General features: G+C 73.7%; 9 protein-coding genes. All 9 read left to right on the plus strand.

Going from position 1 to position 26324, the window contains the following annotated elements; all coding sequences use genetic code 11:
- Positions 1-4 precede the first annotated feature (4 nt).
- The 9 genes from ACIBK9_RS50950 to ACIBK9_RS50990 all read left to right on the plus strand — a co-directional run bounded on the left by ACIBK9_RS50950 (position 5) and on the right by ACIBK9_RS50990 (position 26228).
- Positions 5-20218 carry an SDR family NAD(P)-dependent oxidoreductase gene (locus ACIBK9_RS50950; protein ID WP_397166611.1) on the plus strand — a complete coding sequence of 6738 codons (20214 nt, stop codon included), beginning with the start codon at positions 5-7 and terminating at the stop codon, positions 20216-20218.
- Complete coding sequence (locus ACIBK9_RS50955) at positions 20202-21125, plus strand: LnmK family bifunctional acyltransferase/decarboxylase (protein ID WP_364337106.1); 924 nt, start codon at positions 20202-20204, stop codon at positions 21123-21125. Before ACIBK9_RS50950 ends, ACIBK9_RS50955 begins: the two co-directional genes overlap by 17 nt.
- The gene (locus tag ACIBK9_RS50960) at positions 21112-21348 is read left to right on the plus strand and encodes a phosphopantetheine-binding protein (protein ID WP_352327369.1); all 237 of its coding nucleotides are present in this window, start codon (positions 21112-21114) and stop codon (positions 21346-21348) included. Before ACIBK9_RS50955 ends, ACIBK9_RS50960 begins: the two co-directional genes overlap by 14 nt.
- Positions 21345-22562, plus strand: coding sequence for a hydroxymethylglutaryl-CoA synthase (locus ACIBK9_RS50965; protein ID WP_358298247.1), 1218 nt, complete (start codon positions 21345-21347; stop codon positions 22560-22562). The genes ACIBK9_RS50960 and ACIBK9_RS50965 overlap by 4 nt, the downstream gene beginning before the upstream one ends.
- Positions 22559-22798, plus strand: coding sequence for a phosphopantetheine-binding protein (locus tag ACIBK9_RS50970; RefSeq protein ID WP_358298245.1), 240 nt, complete (start codon positions 22559-22561; stop codon positions 22796-22798). The genes ACIBK9_RS50965 and ACIBK9_RS50970 overlap by 4 nt, the downstream gene beginning before the upstream one ends.
- Complete coding sequence (locus ACIBK9_RS50975; RefSeq protein WP_387665472.1) at positions 22795-24048, plus strand: beta-ketoacyl synthase N-terminal-like domain-containing protein; 1254 nt, start codon at positions 22795-22797, stop codon at positions 24046-24048. Before ACIBK9_RS50970 ends, ACIBK9_RS50975 begins: the two co-directional genes overlap by 4 nt.
- A 66-nt stretch (positions 24049-24114) precedes the next feature.
- The gene (locus tag ACIBK9_RS50980; protein ID WP_352327373.1) at positions 24115-24513 is read left to right on the plus strand and encodes a DUF3224 domain-containing protein; all 399 of its coding nucleotides are present in this window, start codon (positions 24115-24117) and stop codon (positions 24511-24513) included.
- A gap of 108 nt (positions 24514-24621) precedes the next feature.
- Positions 24622-25683, plus strand: a complete 1062-nt coding sequence (locus tag ACIBK9_RS50985; protein WP_358298241.1) for an NAD(P)/FAD-dependent oxidoreductase — start codon at positions 24622-24624, stop codon at positions 25681-25683.
- Positions 25684-25688: 5 nt separating this feature from the next.
- Positions 25689-26228: a DUF1697 domain-containing protein gene (locus ACIBK9_RS50990; RefSeq protein WP_397166614.1), complete on the plus strand. Its 540-nt coding sequence runs from the start codon at positions 25689-25691 to the stop codon at positions 26226-26228.
- The last annotated feature ends 96 nt before the right edge of the window (positions 26229-26324 follow it).

Here is a 26324-nt window from a genome sequence, read left to right on the forward strand (position 1 = left end):
CTCCATGCCCGCGATCGAGTGTCACACCACGCTGAAGCACACCGACTTCATCATGCGGAACCACCGGGTGCACGACGTGTCCGTCATGCCCGGGGTGACGTTCCTCGATCTGGTGTTCCGCACGCTGATGGCGACCGGGCGCGACCCCGGGGAGATCGTCCTGCGCGAGGTGCTGTTCACCGAGGCGATCGTCACCAAGCCGGAGGCCGACCGGGAGATCCGCGTCACCGTCGACGGCGCCGACGTGCGGGCGGAGAGCCGCTGGAGCAGGGACGGGACGCCGCTGTCCGGCTGGCGGCGGAACTTCACCGGCAAGGTGGGCACGCCGACCGGCCCCGAGCCCGGCCCGATCGACCTGGACGCCCTCCGCCGCGGCGCCCGGCGGCACGGCGACATGGAGGACCTGTACGCCCGCGCCAGGGCCGAGGACATCAGCCACGGCGCCCCGATGAAATGCGCAGGACGGCTGCACCACGGCGACGGCTACCTGCTCGCCGAGCTGCGGCAGGACGCGCCCGCCCCCGGCCACGAGGGCTTCCACCTGCACCCCGCCCGGCTGGACGCGGCCACCCTGGCCGGGCTGGGCCAGACCCAGGCGTCGGGGCGGGAGCCGTTCATCCCCGTCTACATCGCCGAGTTCCGCGCGCCCCGGCGGCTCGGCCCGGCCTTCCACGTGTACGCGCCGCGCCCGGAGAGCATCGCGCCGTCCGGCGACGTGATCACCAACGACTTCGGCCTCTACGACGAGCGGGGGCGCTTCGTCGCCGGGTTCGGCGGGCTGTCGTGCAAGCGCATCAGGTCGCCGCGTCTGATCGAGCGGCTGCTCGACGACCCGGCCCGCCCGGAGCAGCCGTCCGCCACCGGCCACAACGGCTCCGGCGACCTGGTCGGCCGCCTGCGCGAGCTCGTCGCCGGGCCGCTCGGCCGCCCGCCCGGCGAGGTGCCCACCGGGACCGGCTTCTACGACCTCGGCCTGGACTCGGTCACGCTCGTGGACATCAGCGAACGGCTGGAGAAGATCGTCGGGCGGCGGCTCTACCCGACCCTGCTGTTCGAGTACGGCGACATCGACAGCCTCGCCGCCCACCTCTCCTCCGCCTACGACCTCACCCCGGGGGAGCCGGAGCCCGAGCCGGGCGAGACGCGCTGCTTCCGCGAGGTGTGGGTGCCGCAACCCGAGGACGGCGACGACCCCGGCGAGTACCGCGAGATCACCCCCGGCGCCCGGTACGACGGTTCGCGGCACCTGGTGATCCGGGCCACGCCGGGTGAGCCCGCCGACCCGTGCCTGGCCGTCTGGGAGACCGCGAAGGCCGTCCTCGCCGCGAAGCCGGAGCGGCCGGTCACCCTCACCTACGCCCACGCCGGCGACGACCCCGCCCACGAGGCCGTCGGCGCGCTGGCCAGGACGATCACCGCCGAGACCCCGCTGATCCGCTGCCGCAGCATCCGCCTGGACCCCGCCGACGCCCTCGCCCCCGCCCCCGCCTCCGCTGACGCCCCTGCCTCCTCCGACGTCTCCGCCTCCGCCGACGTGCTGCGGGACGCCTCCGCCGAGCCCGAGATCCGCTACGAGCACGGCGAACGCCTGGTGCGCCGCTGGCTCCCGGTCGAGCCGCCCGAGCAGCCCGAGCCCGGCGGGCGCGTCCCGATCAGGAAGGGCGGCGTGTACGTGATCGCCGGCGGGACGGGCGGCATCGGCCGCCTCCTCGCCGAGCACCTGGCACGCCGCCACCAGGCCACGGCCGTGCCGATCAGCAGGAACGCCGAGATCTCCGCCGACCTGACCGACCCGGACCAGGTCGAGCGCGCCCTCGCCACGGTCCGGGCGCGCCACGGCCGCATCGACGGCGTCGTCCACTGCGCGGGCGTCAACCGCGACGGGCTCTACCCGGGCAAACGGGCCGCCGACATCGAGGCCGTGGTGGCGGCCAAGGCCCTGAGCGTGCGCCACCTGGACGCCGCGACCAAGGACGACGACCTGGACTGCTTCGTGGTGTTCTCGTCGGTGTCGGCGTCGCTGGCCAACCCGGGGCAGGCCGACTACGCCTTCGCGAACGCGTACCTGGAGGAGTTCGCCCGGCGGCGGGCGGCGCGACGGGACCGGCCGGGCCGGACCCTGGCGATCGCGTGGCCGTACTGGGCCGAGGGCGGGATGCGGGTCGGGCCGGAGACGGTCGAGCGCGCCCGCACGGCCACCGGGATGGTCCCGCTGCCCACCGAGGCCGCCCTCGACGTGTTCGACCGCGCCCTGAGCGGCAGCGAGGACGTCCTGACGGTGCTGCACGGCGACGCGGACCGCGTCCCCACGCTGCTGCCGCCCGCCCCGCCGCAACCCTCGCCCCGCCCGGCCTCCCGGCCCGCGGCCGCCACGCCCCGCGCGGAGGCGCGGGCGGCGGGCGGCGGCGAGCCCGGCGAAGTGCGCGGCGACGAGCCCATCGCGGTCGTCGGGCTGGCCGGACGGTACCCGCAGGCCCCCGACCTGCGCGCCTTCTGGCGCAACCTGGCCGAGGGACGCGACTGCATCGAGGAGATCCCGGACGACCGCTGGAACCACGACGAGATCTACGACCCCGAGAAGGGCGCCCGTGGCAGGACGTACGGCAAGTGGGGCGGCTTCCTCGACGGCGTCGACCGCTTCGACCCCGCCTTCTTCGGCATCTCCCGCCGCGACGCCGAACGCATGGACCCGCAGGAACGGCTGTTCCTCCAGACCTGCTGGCACGCGCTGGAGGACGCCGGCCACCCGCCGGAGTCGCTGTCGGCGCAGAACGTCGGCGTGTTCGCGGGCGTGATGTGGAACCACTACCAGCTCGTCGAGGGCGGGGAGGGCGGCGTCGCCCCCACGGCCATGCACGCCTCCATCGCCAACCGCGTCTCCTACACCCTCGACCTGCACGGCCCGAGCATCGCGCTGGACACCGCCTGCTCCTCCTCGCTGACCGCCGTGCACCTGGCCGTCGAGAGCCTGCGGCGCGGCGAGTGCGACCTCGCCCTGGCCGGCGGCGTGAACGCGACCGTCCACCCGCAGAAGTACCTGCAACTCGCCCAGGGACACTGGCTGTCGGAGGACGGCCGGTGCCGCGCCTTCGGCGCCGGCGGCAGCGGGTACGTGCCCGGCGAGGGCGTCGGGGCCGTCCTGCTCAGGCCGCTCTCGCGGGCCCTGGCGGACGGCGACCACGTCTACGGCGTCATCGCCGCCACCGCCGTCAACCACACCGGCCGGACCAGCGGCGCCACGGTCCCGAGCCCGCGCTCGCAGGCCCAGCTCATCGGCACGGCGATCCGCAGGTCCGGCTGGGACCCGGCGAGCATCGGCTACATCGAGGCGCACGGCACCGGCACCTCGCTCGGCGACCCGATCGAGGTCGAGGGCATGCGCCAGGCCCTGCCGGAGGGCGCGGACTGCGCGATCGGCTCGGTCAAGTCCAACATCGGCCACCTGGAGGGCGCGGCCGGGATCGCCGGGCTGACCAAGGTGCTGCTCCAGCTCCAGCACGGGCAACTCGTGCCGTCCCTGCACGCCGACGAGCTCAACCCGAAGATCGACTTCGCCGCCACGCCCTTCCACGTGCAGCGCGCGCTCGAACCCTGGCCCCGCGCGGACGGCACGCCCCGGCGGGCCGGGGTCAGCGCGTTCGGCGCGGGCGGCACGAACGCGCACGTCCTGGTCGAGGAGGCGCCGGAGCCCGCTCCCGGGCCGGGCGCGGACGGGCCCTGCCTGGTCGTGCTCTCCGCCCGTACGCCCGAGGCGCTGCGCGACTACGCCCGCGCCTGGACCCGCTTCCTGGCGGAGACCGCCACGGCGGACGGCTCCCTCTCAAGCTCCCGGGGCGCCGTCGAACGGGTGGCCGCGCTGCTCGGCATCCCCGCCGACCAGCTCGACCCGGCCGACTCGCTGGGCGACCTCGGCCTCGACCCGGCCGCGCTGATCCAGCTCGGACAGGGCCTCTCGCTGGACGACACCGTCGCCGACCTGGCCGGGCCCGGCACGGCTCTGGCCGACCTCGCCTACACCTCGCAGGTCGGACGGACCGGCATGGCCGAGCGGCTGGCGCTCGTCGTGCGCGACGCGGCCGAGCTGCGGGACGGGCTGGAGGCGTACGCGGCGGGCGCGAACCCCGGCCCCGGCGTCTTCACCGGCTCCGGCGGCGAGGACGGCACGCCGTCGGCGGCGGACTGCGTCCGGCTGTTCCGGGCCGGACGGCTGGAAGAGGTGGCGGCCGCCTGGGCCGGAGGAGCCGAGGTGCCGTGGCGCGAGTGCCACGACGGCGGGCGGCTGGTCTCGCTGCCGGTCTACCCGTTCCAGGAGGAGAGCTGCTGGCTCGGCCGCTGGCAGCGCGCCACCACGACCTCCGAGCCGCCTGCCGAGCCGTTGTTCGAGTCACCCACCGGGCCGCCCGCCGTGGAGACGCCGGAGGAGCAGGCCGTGGAGCTCGTGCCGGACGGGGAAGGGCTGCGGTTCGAGGTGCTGCCCGACGGGGTGGCGCTGGTGGTGATGGGGGCCGGCGCGTCCATGTTCACCAGGGAGCTGATCGACGACCTCCAGGCCGCGTTCGCCGAGATCGCCGGGCGCGAGGACGTCAAGGCGGTCGTGCTCACCGGCAGCGGCAACGTCTTCAGCATGGGCGCCACCCCGGAGGCCCTGCGCACCCTCGCGGGCGGCGAAGGACGTTTCACGGACGTGCCCTTCCTGTACGAGGGGCTGCTGCGGTGCGACCGGCCGGTCGTCGCCGCCGTCCAGGGGCACGCGTCGGGCGGCGGGCTGGCCTTCGGGCTCTTCGCCGACCTCGTCATCATGGCGGCCGAGGGGGTCTACAGCGCCAACTTCATGAAGTTCGGCTTCACGCCCGGGATGGGCGCGACGTACATCCTGGAGGAGCGGCTCGGCCGGTCGGCGGCGCACGAGATGCTCTACACCGGCCGGTCCGTGACGGGTGAGGAGCTGGCCCGGCGGGGGGCCGGGGTGACCGTCCTGCCGCAGGACGCCGTGCTGAAGGCGGCGCTCAGGCACGCCCGCTCGATCGCCGCGCTGCCGCTGCCCGCCCTGCGGGCGCTCAAGTCCGAGCTGGCCGGACGGGTGCTCGACCGGCTGACCGCCGTCATCGCGGGGGAGTCGGGGATGCACGAGCGCGTGCTGGGGGAGGAGTCGCTGGCCCGCGTCGACGACTACTTCGCCAAGGTGGACACCTTCAGAGGCGACGCCCCGAAGGCGGACACGGGCAGAAGCGCGTCACCGAAGGCCCGTCCCGTGAAGGGGGGTTCTGCGAGGGGCGGGCCTGAGCCGGGGGAGGTGCGGCGGGTCATCGAGGGCACGCTCATGAGCCACCTCTACCTTCAGGCCCACGAGGTGGACGACTCGCTGAGCTTCAGCGAGATGGGGCTGGACTCGATCGGGGCCGTGGAGATCGTCCGGGACCTGAACCGGAGCTTCGGGCTCGACCTGGACTCCGTCGCCGTCTACGACCACCCGACCGTCCCCGCTCTGGTGGACGCCGTACGGGAGGCCGTGGCCGCCGACGGGCTGACCGTGCCTCCGCCACGTCCCGCCCCCGAGCAGCCGGTCCCGGAGGAGCGACCTTCCGTACCGAGGCAACCCACGCCCGCCGAGCGGGACGAGACGCCCGAACCGGGCGATCCGGAGGAGCGGGCGGGCCAGGTCCGGCTGCCCTCGCTCGACGGCGACCGCGCCGAGCCGGACACCACGACCGCCGAGCCTCCCGCGAACACCGGCACGGTCACCCTGGAGGCGGTGAGGCCCACCGAAGAGCCCCCCGCCCGTGAGGAGCCCACCCCCGCACGAGAGAAGGCGCCTGTCCGGGAGGGGGACATCGCCGTCATCGGCATGGCCGGGCGGTTCCCGGACGCGCCCGACCTCCGGACGTTCTGGCGGAACCTGGCGGACGGCCGGTGCAGCATCCGCGAGGTGCCCCCCGAGCGGTTCGACGTCTCGCGGGTGTACGACGCCGACCGCATGGCGCCGGGCCGGACGTACAGCAAGTGGGCCGCCATGCTCACCGACGTCGACGCCTTCGACGCGGCCTTCTTCAACATCTCGCCCCTGGAGGCCGAGACGATGGACCCGCAGCAGCGGCTGTTCCTCCAGGAGGCGTGGCACGCCCTGGAGGACGCCGGCTACGCCGCCAGGTCCGGCCGCAGACCGTGGGGGTGCTTCGTCGGCTGCGGCGCGGGCGACTACGCCGGCCTGCTGGCGGCGGCCGGACGCGACGACACCGGGCACGCCTTCCTCGGCAACGCCTCCTCGGTGCTGCCCGCGCGGATCGCGTACCTGCTGGACTTCGGCGGGCCGACCATGGCCGTGGACACCGCGTGCTCGTCCTCGCTGGTGGCCGTGCACCTGGCCTGCGAGAGCATCCGGCGCGGCGAGTGCGAGGCGGCGGTCGCGGGTGGGGTGGCGGTGATGAACACCCCGAGGATGCACATCTGGTGCAGCAAGGCCGGGATGCTCTCGCCCACCGGCACCTGCGCGCCCTTCGACGAGTCGGCCGACGGCATCGTGCTGGGCGAGGGCGTCGGCGTGGTCGTGCTGAAGCGGCTGGACCGGGCGCTGGCGGACGGCGACCACGTCCACGGCGTGATCCGGGCCAGCGGCGTCAACGGCGACGGCGCGAGCAACGGCATCACCGCGCCCAGCGCCTCCTCCCAGGCGGAACTGCTGACCGAGGTGCACCGGCGGGCCGGGATCCGTCCCGGCGCGGTGGACTACGTCGAGACGCACGGCACCGGGACCGAGCTGGGCGACCCGATCGAGGTCAAGGCGCTGGCGAAGGTGTTCGGCGCGGACCGCGAGCGCCCGTGCCGCATCGGCTCGCTCAAGGCGAACGTCGGCCACACCACTATGGCGGCGGGGATCGGCGGGCTGCTCAAGACCCTGCTGGCGTTGCGGCATCGGCAGTTGCCGCCGTCGCCGGGGTTCGTCCGGGCCAACCCGAAGATCGACTTCGCGGACGGCGCGCTCGAAGTGGTCACGGAGCTGTCGCCCTGGACGCCCGGCCGCTCCGGCGAGCGGGTCGCGGCGGTGAGCAGCTTCGGCTTCAGCGGGACGAACTGCCACGTCGTGGTCGCCGAGCCGCCCTCCCGCGAACCGCGGGCCGGCGGCCGCGAGGACGTCGTCGTCCCCCTGTCGGCCTCGGACGAGCAGGCCCTGGCCCGGCTGCGCGCCGGACTGGCCGGCCACCTCGACGCCCACCCGGAGCTCGACGTGCGCGACGTCGCCCGCACGCTCGCCGTGGGCAGGCCGCACCTGGCCGGGGCCCGGTGCGCGTACGTGGCCGGGGACCTCGCCGACCTGCGCGGCCAGCTGCGCGACGGCGCCCGCCCGGCACGCGGTGAGGCGGGACGCCTCGCCGAGCGGTACACCGGCGGCGACGACCTCCCCTGGGACGACCTGACGGCGGGCGGGCGGCGGGTGCCGCTGCCGGGATACCCGTTCGCGGACGACCGGCGCCACTGGATCGGCGGCGACGACCACCCCGCCGGGCCCGGCGACGACCACCTCGCCGGGCCCGCCCCCGGGACGTGGATCCGCCCCGACGACCGGCTGGTCGCCGACCACCGGATCGGCGGCACCCCCGTGCTGCCCGGCGTGGCCTTCCTGACGATCGCCGCCGAGCGCGGCGGGCTGTCCGGTCCGGTGCGCTTCGAGCGGGTACGGTGGCTGCGCCCGTTCGAGGTGCGCGAGGCCCGCGCCCTGGACGTGGTCGTGCGCGACGACGGCGGCTTCGAGCTGGACGGGCACGCCCGCGGCACCCTGCGGACCGGCGACGGCGCACTCGGGCGGCTGGACGTCGCCCAGGTCGAGGCCCGTTGCGCGGACAGCCGTCCGGCCGACGACCTCTACCGCGCCTTCGACCGCGCCGGGCTGCACTACGGGCCCGGGTTCCGGGTGCTGCGCGAGGTCCGCGTCGGCGACGGCGAGGCGCTCGGCGTCCTGCGCGACGGCGCGCGCTGGGAGGCGCTGCTGGACGGCGCGCTCCAGACCGTCGCGGCGCTGCGTCCCGAGGGCGGTGAGCCCGCGATGCCGTTCAGCGTGGAGTCGGCCGAGCTGGACGGCCCGATCACCGGCCCCGCCCACGCCCACGTGACCGACGAGGGCCGGGACGGGTACACGGTCCGCCTCGCCGACGCCGCAGGGCGGGTCAGGGCCGAGTTCCGGGGGGTCGTCCTGCGGACCCGGCCGAGCCGCCCGGCGGACAGCATGATCTTCGCCCCCGTCTGGCGCCGGACCGAGGCCGCCACCGAGCCCGGTGCGGGCGGCGGCCGGGCTCTCGTGCTGCACACCCCCGCCGCCGAGCCGCTGGCCCGCGCCCTCCTGGACACCCACGAGGACGGCCGCCTGGCCCCGCTCGCCTCGCCCGCGACGCCGGAGGAACGGTACGACACCGTGTACGTCCTCGCCCTGCCCGACCGCAGCGGCCCGCCCGCCGACGACCCCACCACCCATGACGTGTTCCGCCTGGTCAAGCGGCTTTCCGAGCAGGGGCGCGGCGGCTGGAGCCCCACGGTGAAGGTGGTCGTCGCCGGAGCCGTGCGGGTCGGGGACGAGGAGATCGTCCCGCACGCGGCCGGTGTGATCGGACTGACCAGGGCGGTGGCCGCCGAGCACCCGCACTGGACCGTCGCCGTCATCGACGTCGGCGCCGCGCCGCAGCCGCCCGCCGACCTCGCCCGCCTGGTACGCGCCGAGAGCTGCGCCGACGAGCTGGTCGCCCTCCGCGACGGCCACCGCCACCTCCGCGCCCTGGAACCCCTGCCCCTGACCGCCGGACGCAGTCCGTACCGGGACGGCGGGGCCTACCTGATCGTGGGCGGGACCGGCGGCCTCGGACGCACCCTGAGCAGGCATCTGGCCGCCACCGCGGGGGCGCGGCTGGCCCTGGTCGGGCGGCGCGAGATCAGCCCCGAGATCCGCGAGCAGCTGGCCGAGATCGAGTCGCTCGGCGGCCAGGCCGTGTACCTGCGGGCCGACGTGGCCGACCGGGCCGCGTTCGGCAGGGCCGTCGAGGCGGCGCGGCAGCGGTTCGGCGAGCTCCACGGCGCCTTCCACGCCGCTCTGGTGCTGCGCGACATGACGCTCGCCAACATGGACGACGACGCGTTCGCCCAGGTGCTCGCGCCCAAGGTCGCCGGTGCCGCCGTCTTCGCCGAGGCGCTGGCGGGCCTGCCGCTCGACTTCCTGGCCTACTTCTCCTCGGCGGCCTCGTTCGTCGAGGTGGGCGGGCAGGCGAACTACGCGGCCGCCAGCACGTTCGAGGACGCCTACGCGCTGAGCCTGTCCGACCGGCCGGTCAGCGTGATCAACTGGGGTTACTGGGGCAGCGTCGGCGCGGTCTCCGGCGGCGGCTACGACGGCCGGTTCGCCGAGCTGGGCATCGGCTCGATCGAGCCGGAGGAGGGCATGGCGGCGCTGGCGTCCGTCCTGGGCTCGGGCGCGCGGCAGGCGCTCGTCGTCAAGGCGGAGCCGAAGGGCCTGGCCCACATCGGCGTCCGCACCCCGGACGCCGCCGCTGAGCCCGGCCGGACCGGCGAGCCCGGTGAGCTGGAACGGGCGCGGACGGCGTTCGCCGCTCTGGACGACCTGGCCCGCGGGCTGCTGCACCGGTCGGCCGACCGGGTGAGGGCCGTCGAGAACGTGCGCGCGGACCGCGGACGGCTGCGCGCCGCCGTGTTCGACCTGCTGGACGGGCCCGCGCCGCAGACGTCGCCGGCGGACGTGCTGGCCCGCTTCCCCGACCTGGAGCCGCACGTCAAGCTGCTGACCGCCTGCGTCGAGGCGCTGCCCGGCGTGCTGGCGGGCGAGCGCGACCCCATGGAGGTGCTGTTCCCCGGCGGCTCGATGAGCCTGGTCGAGCAGGTCTACAAGGGGCAGGCGGTCTCGGACCACTTCAACCGGCTGCTGGCCGGTGAGGTCGCCCGCGGCGGCCCCCGCCGCGTCCTGGAGATCGGCGCCGGTACGGGCGCGAGCACCGGCTTCGTGCTGGACGCCCTCGAAGGCCAGGACGTCGAGTACACCTACACCGACGTCTCGCCCGGGTTCCTGCGCCACGGCGAGCGGGAGTTCGGCGCGCGCCGCCCGGACCTCGTGCTCGCCCTCTTCGACGTGGAACGCGACCCGGCCGAGCAGGGCTTCGAACCCGGGACCTACGACGTCGTGCTGGCCACGAACGTCCTGCACGCCACCGCCGACGTCGGCCGGACGCTGCGCAACGCCGCCGCGCTGCTGCGTCCCGGCGGACGGTTGCTGGTCAACGAGGTGACCAGGGCGGCCGACTTCCTGACCCTCACGTTCGGGCTGACCCCGGGCTGGTGGCGCTTCACCGACGAGGAGCTGCGCCTGCCGCACAGCCCGCTGCTCGGCGCGCCGCAATGGCAGCGGGCGTTCCGGGACGCCGGTCTCACCCCCGCCCGCACCCTGGGCATCCCCGGCACGCCCGTCGCGGAGCTCGACCAGTGCGTCCTGGTGGGCGAGACGGCGGCCGCCACAGCTCCCGGCACCGGCGCCCGCGGCTACGTCAAGCGGGTGTTCGCCGAGGTGCTCAAGTACGGGAGCACCGATCTGGACGAGCGCGCCACCTTCGAGACGTTCGGCATCGACTCGCTGGTGAGCCAGAACGTCATCCACCGGTTCGAGCAGGACCTGGGGCCGCTGCCGTCCACCCTGCTGTTCGAGAACCTGACGATCGAGGAGCTGGCCGCGTACCTGGAGAACGAGCACGGCGAGCGCCTGCGCGCGGCCCTCGGCCAGGAACCCGCGCCGGAGGAGCCGGCGCGGCCCGCGCCGCGCCGCGAGCCCGCCGCGCAGGCCCTCGACATCGCCGTGGTCGCGGTGACCGGCCGCTACCCGGCCTCCCCCGACCTGGACGCCTTCTGGAGCAACCTGGCGAAGGGCGCGAACTGCATCACCGAGGCGGACCGCTTCGACCTGGACGCCCTGTACGACCCCAAACGCGGACGCAAGCAGCGCACCTACAGCAAGTGGGGCGGCTTCATCGAGGGCGTGGAGCAGTTCGACGCGCCCTTCTTCGGCATCCTGCCGCGCGACGCCGAGATCACCGACCCGCAGGAACGCCTGTTCCTGGAGACCGCCTGGACCCTGCTCGAAGACGCCGGCTACCTGAGCGAGCACACCAGGCAGCCGAGCACCGGCGTCTTCGTCGGCACCATGTACGGCTCCTACGGGCGCATGGCGGCGGCCGAGGGCTGGCCGGAGGGCAGGTTCGCGGGGGCGCACTCGGCGTACTGGTCGATCGCCAACCGGGTGTCGTACTTCTTCGACCTGCGCGGGCCGAGCCTCGCCGTCGACTCGGCCTGCTCGTCGTCGCTGACCGCGGTCCAGCTCGCCTGCGAGAGCCTGCGGCGCGGCGAGTGCGCGCAGGCCATCGCGGGCGGCGTGAACCTGATCCTGCACCCCGCCCACTTCGTGGCGCTCTGCTCGCTGAACATGCTCGCCGCCGACGGCGCCTGCAAGGTGTTCGACGAGGCGGCGGACGGGTTCGTGCCGGGGGAGGGCGTCGGGGCGGTGCTGCTCAAGCCCCTGGCCGACGCCGAGCGGGACGGCGACCGGATCTACGGCGTCATCAAGGGCGCCTTCGCCAACGCCGGAGGGAAGACCGCCGGGTACACCGTGCCCAATCCGAGCGCCCAGGCCGACCTGGTCACCGAGGCGGTCCGGCGGGCCGGGCTGGACCCGCGGACCATCTCGTACGTCGAGGCCCACGGCACCGGCACCGCGCTCGGCGACCCCATCGAGATCGCCAGCCTGACCCGGGCCTTCGCCTCCCAGGGCTTCGCGGACGGGGACCGCGTGGACCGGATGGTCGGCTCCGTCAAGGCCAACATCGGGCACCTGGAGGGGGCGGCGGGCATCGCCGGGCTGACCAAGGTGCTGCTGCAGTTCCAGCACGGCCAGGTGGCTCCCTGCGCGAACCTGGAGACGCCCAACCCCAAGATCGACTTCACCGCGTCCCCCTTCCGGCCGCCGGACCGGCTGACCGACTGGCAGCGGCCCTTCCTGGACGGCGAGACGTTCCCGCGCCGGGCCGGGGTCAGCTCGTTCGGCGCCGGCGGGGCCAACGTGCACGTCGTCCTGGAGGAGTACGTGCCCACCGCCGGGACGCCGCCGGAGCCCGCCGACGCGGGGGAGCAGGTGATCCTGCTCTCGGCGCGTACCCGCGACCAGCTCCGCGCCATGGCGGGCCAGGTCGCCGACGTCGCGGCGAGCGGGCGGGCGGGGCTGGCGGAGCTCGCGTACACCACTCAGGTGGGCCGCGCCGAGCTGCCCGAACGGCTCGCCGTCCGGGCTGCCACCCTGGACGAGCTGGCCGCCCGGCTGCGTTCGTTCGCGGGCGACGGCGAGGCCGAGGGCGTCCTCGTGGGGACGGCGGAGCCCGGCGCAGGCCAGGCTCCGCCGGAGGACGGCGCGGAGGGGCTCGGGGCCGGATGGGTCGCGGGGGCCCGGGTGGACTGGGCCGCCAACTGGCCCACCCCCCACCCGCGCCGCGTGACCCTCCCGCCCTACCCCTTCGACCGCCGCCCCTACTGGCTCCCCACCACCCCTGCCGACCGACCCAGCCCCATGCCCCGGCCTCCGGCCCCTCAGCCGATGCCCGCCGACGCGGCCGCCTCTCAGACGGGCTCCGAGCTCGCCGCCGGGCCGGTGTCCGATCAGGGAGCGGGGGAGGCCGCCGACGGGCGTTGCACCTACCTGCGGCCCCGCTGGACACCCGCCGCACTCCCCGAAGGACCCAGGGGACCGGAAGCCCTTCTGGTGATCACCGACGACGACCGGCTGGCCGAAGCGCTCGGCGGCGCCCAACTCCGCCCCGGCGACGCCTTCCCACCGGACGATCCCCCCGAACACGCCGCCCGACAGTTCGGCGACCTGGGCCGGACGCCCGACGCCATCGTGATCGCCCCCTCGGACGCGTTCCCCGGGACCGCCGCCTTCGACGCCCTGCTGCGCACGGCCACCGCCGTCCTGCGCGACGGGGGCCCGCTCAGGGTGGTGGTGTCCGCCGCGACCGGCGAGCCGCACCACACCGCCCTGGCCGCCGCCCTGAGGACGCTGGCCCTGGAGCACACGGCGTTCAGCGGCGTGTGCGTCACCGGCGCCACACCGGCGCAGGTCGCGGCCGAGCTGCGGGCGCCCGCCGCCGGAACCGCTCCCGAGCAGCGGGTCTCCGAGGTCGCCTACCGCGACGGCGTCCGCCTGGTGAAGGGCATGGAGCCGTACGAGCCGCCGCCGCCCGGGCTGGACGTCCGGCCGGACGGCACGTACCTGATCACCGGCGGCGCCGGGGCCATCGGGCTGGCGTTCGCCCGCTTCCTCGCCGGGCGCGGGGCGGCGAAGCTGGTCCTGACCGGACGCTCCGAGCCCGGCGACGACATCGAGCGCCGGATCGCCGGACTGCCCGCCGTCTACGTGCGCGCCGACGTGTGCTCGGCCGCCGACCTGCGTGACCTGCGCGACCGGTACGGCCCCTTCCACGGCGTCATCCACGCCGCCGGGATCCACCGGGACGCGCGGGCCGTGCGCAAACGTCCCGAGGACACGCGGGCCGTGCTGGAGCCCAAGATCCTGGGCACCGTCCTGCTGGACGAGGCCCTGCGCGGCCAGCCGCTGGACTTCCTGGCGCTGTTCTCGTCGGTGGCCGCCGAGACCGGCAACATCGGGCAGATCGACTACGCCTACGCCAACGCCTTCCTCAACCACTTCGCCGAGCGGCGCGCGCGGCTCGGGCACGGCAGGACGCTCGCCGTCGGCTGGCCGCTGTGGGAGGAGGGCGGCATGAAGGTGGACGACGCCACCCGCCGGCTGTTCGAACGCCGCTGGGGCAGCGTCCCGATGAGCACCGCCGCCGGGCTCGCCGCCTTCGCCCGAGGGCTGGCCGGAGCCGAGACGAGCTTCGCCGTGGTCGAAGGCCCCGCCGAGCCCGCCCCCGAACGGTCCCAGCCGCCCGCGAACCCCGAATCCGAGGTTATGGAGATGAGTGAGCCCATGTCCGCGACGGAGACGACCGGGTCCGACGACCATCTGATCGAGGCGGTCCGGGCGGAGCTGCGTCGCGCGGCGGCCGGATTCCTGCTGGTGGGCGAGGAGCACGTGGACCTCGACGCCGAGCTGATGGACATGGGGTTCGACTCGATCTCCATGGCCGAGCTGGTGGACCAGGTCAACGAGCGGTACAAGCTCGACCTGCTGCCGACCGTGCTCTTCGAGGCCACCGACCTGAACACCTTCTGCGACCACCTGCTCGCCGAGCACCCGGCCGAGATCGCCGCCGCCCACACCCCACCCGCCCCCGCCACCACCTCGCCCGCCCCCGCCACCCCATCCGCCCCCGCCGCAGAACCTCCCGCCGCCCCCGCCGGGCGGCAGGAGGACGCCGAGCCAGGCCCGGCGCCGGAGACCGTGACCTCGCCCCCACGGCCCGGCGCCGGGGCCTCCCCGACCGCCCCCGACAACCCACCGACCACAGGGACCAGCACAGGGACCGGCACGACGGCTGGGAGTGCGACGGAAAAGCCCGCGACGGGTGGCATCGCGATCATCGGCATGGCGGGCATGCTGCCCGGCTCCGCCGACCTGGACGACTTCTGGCGCCACCTGACCGAGGGCCGCGACCTGACCCGCCCGGTCCCCGAGGACCGGCGCGAGCTGCGCGAGAACCCCGAGACGGCGAACGTCCGCGCCGGCTTCCTCGACGACGTGCGCTCCTTCGACGCCGCGCTGTTCGGCATCTCGCCCAAGGAGGCGGCGATGATGGACCCGCAGCAGCGGCTGTTCCTGCAGACCGTCTGGCGGGCCGTCGAGGACGCCGGTTACCGCCCCGCCGACCTGGCCGGCACCAGGACCGGCCTGTTCGCGGGCGTGTCCGCGTGCGACTACGACGACCTGCTGCGCGAGCACGGCGTGCCGGTCGAGGCCCACACGGCCAGCGGCGTGGCCGACTGCATCCTGGCCAACCGCGTCTCCCACCTGCTGGACCTGCGCGGCCCGAGCGAGGCGGTCGACACGGCCTGCTCCAGCTCCCTCGTCGCCCTGCACCACGCGGTACGCGCCATCGAGGACGGCGAGTGCGACGCGGCCATCGCCGGCGGCGTCAACCTGACGCTCAGCCCGGGGCTCTACATCGCCTTCGCCAAGTCCGGGATGATCAGCGAGGACGGCGTCTGCAAGACGTTCGACGAGCGCGCCGACGGCTACGGCCGGGGCGAGGGCTGCGGAGCCGTCCTGCTCAAGCCGCTGCGGACGGCGCTGGCGGACGGCGACCAGATCCTCGCCGTGATCAGGGGCAGCGCGGTCAACCACGGGGGGCGGGCCAGCTCGCTCACCGCGCCCAACCCCGAGGCGCAGGCGCGCGTGCTGGTCGACGCCTACCGCAAGGCGGACGTCGATCCCGCCCGCGTCAGCTACATCGAGGCGCACGGCACCGGCACCAGGCTCGGCGACCCGATCGAGATCGAGGGCATGAAGAAGGCGTTCGCCCGGCTGTACGCCGACCGGGGGCGGCCCGCGCCGGACGTCCCGCACGTCGCGCTCGCCACCGTGAAGACCAACATCGGCCACCTGGAGGCGGCGGCCGGCATCGCCGGGCTGCTCAAGGTGCTGCTCTGCATGCGTCATGGGGCGCTGCCGCCGACGATCCACTACGAGCGCCCCAACCCGTACGTGCGGCTGGAGGGCAGCCCGTTCACCATCAACACGCGGCTCACGCCGTGGGACGGGCCGGACCGGGTGGCGGGGGTCAGCTCGTTCGGCTTCGGCGGCACGAACGCGCACGTGGTGCTGGAGGCGTACCGGCAGCAGGCCCCGCCGGAGAAGGCGGGGGAGCCGCGGGTGCTGGTGCTGTCGGCGGCCCGCCGGGAGGCCCTGGAGGAGTACGCGCGGAACGTCGCCCGGTACATCCGGGAACATCCGGAGATCGGCCTCGACCGCATCGCCTGGACCCTCCAGAACGGACGCCGCCACCTGTCCGAACGGCTCGCCGTGGTGGTCAGCGATCGCGAGCAGGCGGTACGGGCGCTGAGCGGCGAACCGGCGGGCGTGCACAGGGGCACCGCCCGCAGGGACGCCCCGGCGCCGTGGGGCACCGGGCCGGAGGACCTCGCCGAGGCGTGGGTCTCCGGCAGCGAGGTGGACTGGCAGGGGTTGTGGCAGGGGCCGCGCCCGGTGCGGGTCTCGCTGCCCGGCCCGCCCTTCGCCCGCGTCGAGCACTGGTTCACCGCACCCGAGCCGTCCCGCGCCGCCGCCCCGGCCGCTGCGCCCTCCACCGTGCCGTCCGCCGCGCCTTCGGACGGCGCGGTCGTGCGGCGGACCAGCGACGGGAGGGTGCGCCTGCGCGCCGCCAAGGGCGGCCGCACGCCGGACGCCCCCGCTCCGGCCCCCGCCGCCGAGCGGGCGGAGGCCGCGCGGCTGGACGAGACGCCGGTCGCGCCCGCCGGAAGCGCCGGCGGGCCCGCCGGGGTGGAGGAGATGCTGCGCGAACGGCTCTCCACGATCCTGGACGCCGACCCCGCCGGCGTGGACGTGGACACTCCCTTCGAGGAGCTGGGACTCGACTCCATCTTCCGGATGGAACTGGTCAAGGCGATCAACACCGCCTTCTCCCTCGACCTCCAGGCAGCCGAGCTGTACGAGTACGACACGGTGGACCGGCTGGCCCGCGCCGTCGAATCAGCCATCACCGACTCCGCCCCCACCCAAGAACCGCAACCGAAACCCGCCCCGAAGCCCGCCACCGAACCGACGTCGAAGCGCACCACCGAACCGGCCCCCAGACCGGCCCCGAAACCCGCGCAAAAGGCCGCAGAACCGGCCCCGAAGCGCCCCCGCACGCCCGAGCAGGCGCAGGAGCCCGGCCCAGCGCGAGCCAAGGCCCCGCGGCAGGCGCGAGGGAAGGCAGGCACCCTGGAGGACCAGCTCGCGGACCTGGTCGGCGCGATCATCGAACGCCCGCTCGACCCCGCCCGCAGCTTCGCCGACAACGGCCTGACCTCCTTCGAGATGCTGCGCGTGGTGAGCGTCCTGGAGAAGCAGGTCGGCGCGCTGCGCAAGACCCTCCTGTTCGACCACCCCACGCCCGCCGACCTGGCCGCCCACCTGCGCGACGAGCGCGGCACAGAGTTCGTACAGCCCCCGGAGCAGCCGGACGGACCGGCCCCGTTCGAGACGAGGACGCGCGACGGCGAGCCGGCCGTGCTGCTGAAGCGGGACCTGCACCGGCACCCGGACCTGCGGGACCTGGTCGCGGACATCGACCGCCGCCACGCCAAGGAGGGCGGCCTGGCCGGACGCGACATCGCGCCGCTGGCCTTCATCGGCTCGGCGCGCAAGGGCTACCTGCACGTCTCCGAGAACGGCGGCAACCTGCTGGCCTGGAGCTACGCCGGCTCCGAGGAGTACTTCCAGGAGCTGGTCGAGGAGTACACCGCCTACGCGCGGGCGCGCGGCCTGCGGCCGAACTTCCTGTCCCTCCTCCCGGTGCGCGAGGTGGCCGGGGAGCCGTACAGCGCGACGCCGTTCGGGGCCGTGCAGCGGCTCGACGACCTGGGCTCCTTCACGCTGAAGGGCGGCCGGATGGAACGCCTGCGCTACATGGTGCGGCGCTTCTGCAAGGCCGGCGAGTGCCGGACGGTCGAGTACCGCTCGGGCGAGGACCCCGCGATGGACCGCAGGCTGGCCGGGCTGGTGGACGAGTGGGCCGGCCGCAAGCAGATGGTCAACCCGTACGTGTCGGTCGTCCGGCGGGAGATCGAGGAGGGCCGCCTGGACGGCAGGCACCGCGTCTTCGTCACCTACCTGGACGACGAGGTGGCCAACGCCGTCGTCATCACGAAGATCCCGTCGGAGAACGGCTACCTGCTGGACGTCGAGTTCTACCCCAAGGGCATGCCGCTCGGCGGGCTGGAGTTCACGATCGTGCAGATCATCGAGCGGCTCGTGGAGGAGGGCTGCACGATGTTCAGCTTCGGTGCCAGCTTCGGCGTGGAGACGGAGGAGTCGGCCAACGCCGCCCCGGACGTGCGCCAGGCGCTGGACGAGCTGCGTTCGGCGGGCATCTTCGGCGAGGGGAACTTCCAGTTCAAGAACAAGTTCCGGCCGGTGAACGTGCCCATCTACCTGTGCCAGCCGGAGGGGGAGGACCGCACGCCGGTCTCGGAGATCATCCTCATGATCGCCGACCCGGACCTGCGCCCCGCCACCACCGAGGAGCCGGCCGAAGCCAAGCCCGAAGCCAAGCCCGAAGCCAAGCCCGAAGCCAAGCCGACAGCGGACATGCCGGACATGGCCGGACTGCTGAACCGGTACGGCGGCGAGCCGGCCCGCGTCCCCGCCCACCACGTCACCACCGACCTGATCACCGATTCCTGGGCCGAGCTGGACGCCCCCTGGATCGCCGAGCGGCTGCGGCGCCTGACGGAACGGTCGGCCGCCCGCCCGGACACCGAGATCGACGGCCTGCCGTTCCCCTTCGTCGTCCCGACGGGCTCCGGCCGGGCGGCCGAGGCGCTGCTGTGCCGGTCGTGGCCGGGCCGGCGCGGGCGGGTGCTGCACAACGGCCTGTTCCCGACCTGGTTCCTGAGCCTGGCCGACAACGGCTTCAAGCCGGTCGAGCTGCCCGGCGGCCCGGAGATCGACGTCGAGGCGCTGGAGGCGGAGCTGGCCGGGGACGAGCCGGTGTCGTTCGTCTGCGTGGAGGTGGCCAACAACGCGGCCGGCGGCGCGCCGACCTCGCTGGCCAACCTGCGCGCGGTCAAGGAGGCCGCGGCGGAAAGAGGCGTCCCGCTGGTGATCGACGGCGCCCGCGTGGTGGACAACGCGGTGGCGGTGGCGGACGGCCGGGACGTGTGGGAGGTCGTCGGCGAGCTGCTCGAACTGGCCGACAGCGCCACGATCAGCCTGTCCAAGGACTTCGGGGTGCCGTTCGGCGGCCTGCTCGCCACCCGCGACGACGCCCTGCGCGAGCGGGTCGCCGAGCGGCTGGAGACCTGGGGCAGCGACGTCGGCCTGGCCAACCGCCGGATCATGGCGGCCGCCCTGGAGGACCGCGAGACGGTGGCCGACCAGGTCCGCGCCCGGACGGACGCGGTGGCGGCGCTCCGGCAGGGCCTGTCGGAGGCGGGCGTCGCGCTGGAGGGCCCGCCCGGCGGTCACTGCGTGCTGCTGAAGGACGCCGACCACGTGCGCATCTTCCGTGAGACGGGCATCAGGGGCGCTCCGCACTTCGGCCGCGAGGGCGTGGTGCGCCTGGCGGTGCCGGTCGGCCTGAGCGTCGAGGAGGCCAAGGACGCCGCCGCCCGCCTGGGCGCCCTCCTCGGCGCCGACGCCCCGCAGGCCGCCCGTCCCAAAGGCCGGAAGAGCGAAACCCGGGCTGCCAAGACGAGCAACCCCGACAACCCCAACCTGGCGATCCTCCGCGAACACCACCCCGACGTCGAGCACGAGATCGTCACCACCGCGGACGGCGACGTCGAGCTGTTCAGCGCCGGCTCAGGACCGGCCCTGCTGCTCATGCACCCGTTCAACATCGGCGCCGGCGTCTACGCCCGCCAGTTCGAGGGCCTGGCCCACCGCTACCGGGTGACGAGCGTGCACCACCCGGGGGTCGGCGCGACCACGGCCGCCGCCGACCTGTCGCTCAGCGGCCTGGCCCGGCTCTGCCACGACGTGGCGGGCGGCCCGGCGCACGTGGCCGGGGCGTCGTTCGGCGGGCTGGTCGCCCTGGCGTACGCGCTCGACCATCCCGACGACACCGAGTCGCTGATCCTGATCGGCAGCTCCTGCCGCATCGGCAACCGGGTCGGCGACATCGACAAGCTGGAGGTGGTGGCCACCCAGGACTTCGACCGGGTCATCGAGGGCAGCGGGTCCAAGCGGCTGCGCAAGCGGCGGGACGCCCTGATGCGGCTGCTGCTGCGCGCCGAGAGCATGGCCCCGCAGGTCGGCCTGCGCTACCTGGACGTGTTCGCCGAACGCCCGGACCTGGACGACCGGCTGCCGGAGATCCGGGCGCGCACGCTGATCGTCCAGGGCCGGTACGACACCGTCATCCCGGCCAAGACCGCGCACCTGCTGCACGCCCTGATCCCCGACTCCCGGTACGAGGAGATCCCCGACGCGGGTCACTTCCCGCAGCTCACCAGCCCCGACCACGTCAACCGGCTGATCTGCGAGTTCCATGATGAACAGAATTGACGACAGCACCGTGACCAGGACCGAGCTGGTCAAGCCAGGGATGTGCGGGCCCAGCTCGCTGTTCATGGGCGAGGTCGGCGACTGGACCTGGGACACGGTCAGCGCGCTGTGCGGCACGAACGCCTTCGACGCGCGCAACGCCGCCGGCGACCCGACGTACCTGTCGTTCTACTACTTCCACGTCAGGGGCAGCCGCGACCTGCACGTCAACGCGCTGACGTTCGGCGACGAGCTGGAGGTCACCTCCCGGCTGTTCGGCTTCGGCAGCGAGTCGGTGCTGGCCCTGCACCGGATCGGCCGCGGCGGCGGCCGGACGGGCGAGCTCGACCCCGACCGCTTCTACGCCTTCGACGACCCCGGCTGCATCTACGTCGAGACCTTCAACCGCTGGATCTCGCGCAGCGCGCCCGGCAGCAACGAAGGGCTGGTCAAGTCGTCGCCGGTGGACTTCAGGCACGAGCACCTGCCGACGCTGCCCGGCGCGTACTCGCCGCGGAAGATCTACGGCCACGCGCGGAGCACCGGCACGTTCCTGGCCCGCAAACCGGACGACCCGGTCACGTTCACCGCCGACTACCCGGTGGAGCCGTCCAGGGACCTCAACGGGGTGGGCCTGCTCTACTTCGCCTCCTACTTCGCGATCGTCGACTGGGTGCTGCTGCGCTTCTGGCGCAGCCGGGGGATCGGCGTCGCCGACTTCCTCCGGCGGGTCGTGCTCGACCAGCGGCTGTGCTACCTGGGCAACGCGAACGCCGACTCGGTGCTGCGGGTGAGCCTGGAGTGCTGGCCGGCGCCGGAGGACGAGAACGAGGAGATCGTCAACCTCGTCATGGAGGACCGGGGCCGCACGATCGCGGTCAGCACCCTGCGCGTTCTCAGGAGGGGAGACACCGATGACGACGCGTGAACACGTCGAGGGCGTCGTGCACAAGACGATCGACGAGATCCTGCCCGGCGTCGAGATCGACGGCCGGGCGCACCTGAAGGACCTGGGCGCGGACTCCGTGGACCGGGTCGAGATCATCCTGGCCGTGCTCGACCGGCTCGGCGTGCGCGAGCCGCTGTCCTCCTTCGGCGGCGTGCCCAGCATCGACGCCCTGGTCGACTTCCTGTGGGAGCGTGTGAGGTGAACGTCGGAATCGAGGCACTCAACGTCTACTGCGGCCTGGCCCAGATCCCGGTGCCGGAGCTGTTCGAGGGGCGCGGGCTCGACGCCGAGCGCCTGGGCAACCTGATGATGCGCAACCGCTCGGTCGGCCTGCCCTTCGAGGACCCGGTGACCAACGCCGTCAACGCCGCCCGGCCGATCGCCGGCGACGACCGGATCGAGATCCTGATCACCTCCACCGAGTCCGGCCTCGACTACAGCAAGTCGGTGGCCTCCTACGTGCACGAGTACCTGGGGCTGCCGAGGAGCTGCCGGGTCGTGGAGGTCAAGCAGGCGTGCTACGCGGCCACGGCGGCCGTCCAGCTCGCCGCCGCGTACGTCGCCTCGGGCGTGTCGCCCGGCGCGAAGGCGCTGGTGATCGCGACGGACGTGGCGCTGGTGGACGAGCGAGCCGCCTACGCCGAGCCCGCCATGGGCGCAGGGGCGGCCGCCGTGCTGATCAGCGACCGGCCGCGCGTCCTGGACCTGGATCTGGGGGCGTTCGGCAACCACAGCTACGAGACGATGGACTCGGCCCGGCCGGGGCCGACGTTCGACATCGCCGACTCCGACCGCTCGCTGTTCGCCTACCTCGACTGCCTGACGAGCTGCCTGGCCGGCTACCGGTCCAGGGTCGAGGACGCCGACTTCGCCACCACCTTCGACCATCTGGCCATGCACACCCCGTTCGCCGGGATGGTCAAGGCCGCGCACCGCAAGCTGATGCGCGAGTCGGGCGGCGGCACGGCGTCGGTCGAGGAGGACTTCGAGCGGCGGGTGCTGCCCTCGCTCGCCTACCCCAGACGGGTGGGCAACCTCTGCTCCGGCTCGGTCTACCTGGCCCTGGCCAGCCTGATCGACCACGCCACCCTGGACGGACCGGCCCGGGTCGGCCTCTACTCCTACGGCTCGGGCTGCTCGTCGGAGTTCTTCAGCGGCCTGGTGGACGAGGAGTCGGCGAGCACGCTGGCCGCGATGCGGATCGGCGAGCACCTGGACGGCCGCTGCGAGCTCGGCTTCGACGAGTACGCGGCGCTGCTGCCCGAGACCCTGACCTGCCTCGTGCCGGAGCGGGACAGGCAGGTCGACGTGGGCGCGTACGAGCACCTGCTCGCCCGCGCCCGCTTCGACCGCGATCTCCTGGTGAACACCGGGACGAAGGACTACCACCGAACCTACGAATGGCTGGCACCATGACAAACGCGGAGATTTTCGAGACCGTCAAGCAGAACGTCCTGAGGGTGCTGCCGGACCTGCGGCCCGGCGACGTGACGACCGAGGGCACCCTGACCGACCTGGGCGCGAACAGCGTCGACCGGGCCGACGTGGTCACCATGAGCATGGAGGACCTCGGGCTGACCGTGCCGGTGTCGGAGTTCCAGGAGGTGCACGACATCCGGTCCCTGGTGGACCTGCTGGCGAGGCATTCATGAAGGTCGTCGTCACCGGCATGGGCATCGTCTGCTCGATCGCCTCCACCGTCCCGTCGTTCACCAGGGCGCTGCGGGCCGGACGGTGCGGGATCGGGCCGGTGCCCGACCCCGGCGACGGCGGGCCGCGCCTGGCCGCCCTGGTCAAGGGCTTCCGCTTCCGGGAGGCGGTGGCGGCCCGCCGCCGCCTGCCCGAGGAGATCGTGCGCAACGCGCTGCGGGCGGCCAACCGCTCGCCGCAGCCGCTGCAGATGGACCTGGTCGCCGCCATGCAGGCGTACGAGCAGGCCGGGCTGCACGAGGCGCGCGCCGACCCCGAGCGGATGGGCCTGGTCGTGGCCGGGCACAACCTCAGCTCCGGCTACGCCCACGACCTGCACCCCAAGTACGAGGACAACCCCGCCCACCTTCCGGCCAGGTTCGCGCTGCACTTCATGGACACCGACCGGGTGGGCACGCTCAGCCAGGTGTTCGGCATCAGGGGCGAGGGCTACACCGTGGGCGGCGCCTCGGCCAGCGGCAACGTCGGCATCATCAACGGCAGCCGGCTGGTGGAGTCGGGGGCGGTGGACGTCTGCCTGGTGGTGGGCGCCATGACCGACCTGTCGCCGATGGAGAAGCGCGGCCTGGCCACGCTCGGGGCGGTCGCCGGCGTCGAGGAGCCGCAGCAGGCCAGGTGCCGGCCGTTCGACGAGGAGCACGAGGGGTTCGTGCCCGGCCAGGGCGCCGGCTGCGTCGTGCTGGAGAGCGCCCGCTCGGCCGCCGCGCGCGGCGCGACGGCGCTGGCCGAGCTGTGCGGCTACGACCTGAAGCTGGACGCCAACAGCCTGCCCGACCCGCGCGAGGAGGGCGAGGCCAAGGTGATGGTCAACGCCATGGCCAACGCGGGCGTCGGGCCGCGCGACATCGACTACGTCAACGCCCACGCCACGGCGACGCCCAGCGGCGACGTGGCCGAGCTGGCCGCGCTGCGCAGGGCGCTGGGCGACAGCTTCGGCCGGCCGTGGGTCAACTCCACCAAGGGGCTGGTCGGCCACTGCATGTGCGCGGCCGGCGTGGTGGAGGCGATCGCGACCGTGGTGCAGATGCGCCGCGGCTTCGTCCATCCCAACCTGAACCTGCGCCATCCGATCAACCGCGACTGCCGGCTCGCACCCGGCAGGCTGCGGGCCGCCGACATCCGTTACGCGCTGTCCAACAGCTTCGGGTTCGGCGGCTTCAACACCTGCATCGTCCTCGGACGCGAGCGTTGACCGACGGCCGACGCATAGCGCCCAGGGTCAGGGGTAGCGAAAAAGAGAGCAAAAAAGGGAGCTGACATGACTACCCAAGGTAAGGGCTCGTACCAGATCACCGGTTGGGACGAGAAGCCCTACGAGGAGAAGAAGGGCCAGCCCAAGCTCACTCAGGCCCACGTCACCAATGCCTGGACCGGCGACATCGAAGGCGAGGGGCAGGCCGAGTACCTGATGGCCTACGCCAGCGACACCGAGGCCAGCTTCGTCGGCCTGCAGAAGGTCGTCGGGAGCGTCCGCGGCAAGAAGGGCTCCTTCGTGCTGCAGGCGACGGGCACCTTCGACGGCGGCGTGGCCAAGGCCGACTGGTCCGTCGTGCCGAACTCCGGCACGGAGGAGCTGAAGGGGCTGAGCGGCAAGGGAGGGTACGTCTCCAAGACCGACGGCTCGGCGGAGGTCACCCTCAACTTCAACCTCAAGTAGGCGCTGCACGCAGTCGGGTACGCGGGGCCGGGGGCTCCGCGTACTCGCATGTCAGGAACTGCTCAGTGTTGAGCAGACCGCCTCGCGCCCGCGCGCGACGATGGCCGCATGGACACTGAAGTGATCGTCGTCGGTGGCGGCCAGAGCGGGCTCGTCGCGGGCTACTACCTGAAACAGGCCGGCATCCCCTTCGTCATCCTCGACGAGGAACCGCGGCTCGGCGAGGCGTGGCGGCAGCGCTGGGACTCCCTGGAGCTGTTCACGATCGCCGAGTACTGTGCCCTGCCCGGCCTGCGCTTCCCCGGCCGGAAGAACCGCTTCCCCACCAAGGAGGAGATGGCCGACTACGTCGAGGCGTACGGCAAGGAGTTCGACCTGCCGGTCAGGCTCGGCACCCGCGTCACCTCCCTGGAGCCGATCGAGGGCGGCTACCGGCTGGAGACCACGAAGGGCACGTACGAGGCGCCGCAGGTGATCATCGCGACCGGCGCCTACCGGGTGCCGAAGGTGCCCGAGCTCGCGGGCAGGCTGGACCCCGAGGTCTACCAGGTGCACACCGGCCGCTACCGCAACCCGTCCCAGGTGCCGGGCGGGACCGTCGTCGTGGTCGGCGCCGCGAACTCCGGCGCCCAGATCGCGCCCGAGCTGGCCGCCGGCCGCCGCGTGCTGCTGTCGCAGGGCTCGCCGCTGCCGCACTTCGGCCGCCGGTTCCTGGGCAAGGGCCTGCACTGGTGGGGCGACAAGTTCGGGCTGATCGCCAAGCCGCTGATGGGCGAGCGCGACCGGCTGCACAAGAAGACGATCCTGGTCGGGCCGAGCCTGAAGAAGCTGGCCAAACGGCACCGCTTCGAGCTCGTGGGCCGCACGGTCGACGCCGAGGGCCGCACGATGCGCTTCGAGGACGGCCGCTCGGCCGACGTCGACGCCGTCGTCTGGGCGACCGGCTTCCGCTACGACTACTCCTGGGTGCACGCGCCCGTCCAGGACGAGGGCGGCGGCATCACGCAGGACCGCGGTGTGACCGCGTCCCCCGGACTCTACGTCCTCGGCATGCAGTGCCAGCACTCCTACGGTTCGGCGCTCATCTGGTGGGTAAAGGACGACGCGGCTTATCTGGTCGAGCGCATCAGGCAGTTCCGTCCCCAGGCGGTGGCGGGCAGAAGGGGTTGAGCGACATGTCCAGGCAGGTGGCGCTGCTGCGCGGAGTGAACGTCGGCGGCCGGAACATGGTGAGCATGGCCGAGCTCCGCAAGCTGCTGGAGGGCCTCGGCTTCGAGGACGTCAAGACGCACCTGCAGAGCGGCAACGTCGTCTACACCAGCGGGAAGAGCCCCGAGGCGGCGGCGGCCGAGATCCAGGCCGCGCTCGCCCGCGACCTCGGCGTCTCGGTGCCCGTCCTGGCCAGGACGGGCGCCGAGCTGGGCGAGATCCTCAAGGCCAACCCGCTCGGGGACGTCGCCGCCGACGACGCCCTGCACCTCGTCACGTTCCTGTCGGACGAGCCCGACGCAGGGCCGATCAAGGCGCTCGACCCCGACGCCTTCAAGCCCGACGTCTTCAAGCACGTCGGCAAGGAGATCTACGTCTGGTGCCCCGACGGGGTGCGCAACACCAAGCTGTCCTACTCCTTCTGGGAGAAGAAGCTCGGCGTCACCGCCACCGCCCGCAACTGGAAGACCGTCTCCAAGCTGCACGAGCTGGCCACCGCCGGTTAGCCCCAATGCCGGGAAGTTAAGGGCTTTGGGCTGCTGTCAACTGGTGTTCGGTGAGGATGTTGATGGTGGTGCTCGCGCGGTGGTTGGTGCGGTCGA

The sequence above is a fragment of the Nonomuraea sp. NPDC050227 genome (assembly GCF_044459705.1).
GTDB lineage: Bacteria > Actinomycetota > Actinomycetes > Streptosporangiales > Streptosporangiaceae > Nonomuraea.

Coding starts and splice junctions, on each gene's coding strand:
- ACIBK9_RS50985 (WP_358298241.1), top strand. CDS start 24,622: ATGGACACTGAAGTGATCGTCGTCGGTGGCGGCCAGAGCGGGCTCGTC.
- ACIBK9_RS50955 (WP_364337106.1), top strand. CDS start 20,202: ATGATGAACAGAATTGACGACAGCACCGTGACCAGGACCGAGCTGGTC.
- ACIBK9_RS50975 (WP_387665472.1), top strand. CDS start 22,795: ATGAAGGTCGTCGTCACCGGCATGGGCATCGTCTGCTCGATCGCCTCC.
- ACIBK9_RS50960 (WP_352327369.1), top strand. CDS start 21,112: ATGACGACGCGTGAACACGTCGAGGGCGTCGTGCACAAGACGATCGAC.
- ACIBK9_RS50970 (WP_358298245.1), top strand. CDS start 22,559: ATGACAAACGCGGAGATTTTCGAGACCGTCAAGCAGAACGTCCTGAGG.
- ACIBK9_RS50950 (WP_397166611.1), top strand. CDS start 5: ATGCCCGCGATCGAGTGTCACACCACGCTGAAGCACACCGACTTCATC.
- ACIBK9_RS50990 (WP_397166614.1), top strand. CDS start 25,689: ATGTCCAGGCAGGTGGCGCTGCTGCGCGGAGTGAACGTCGGCGGCCGG.
- ACIBK9_RS50980 (WP_352327373.1), top strand. CDS start 24,115: ATGACTACCCAAGGTAAGGGCTCGTACCAGATCACCGGTTGGGACGAG.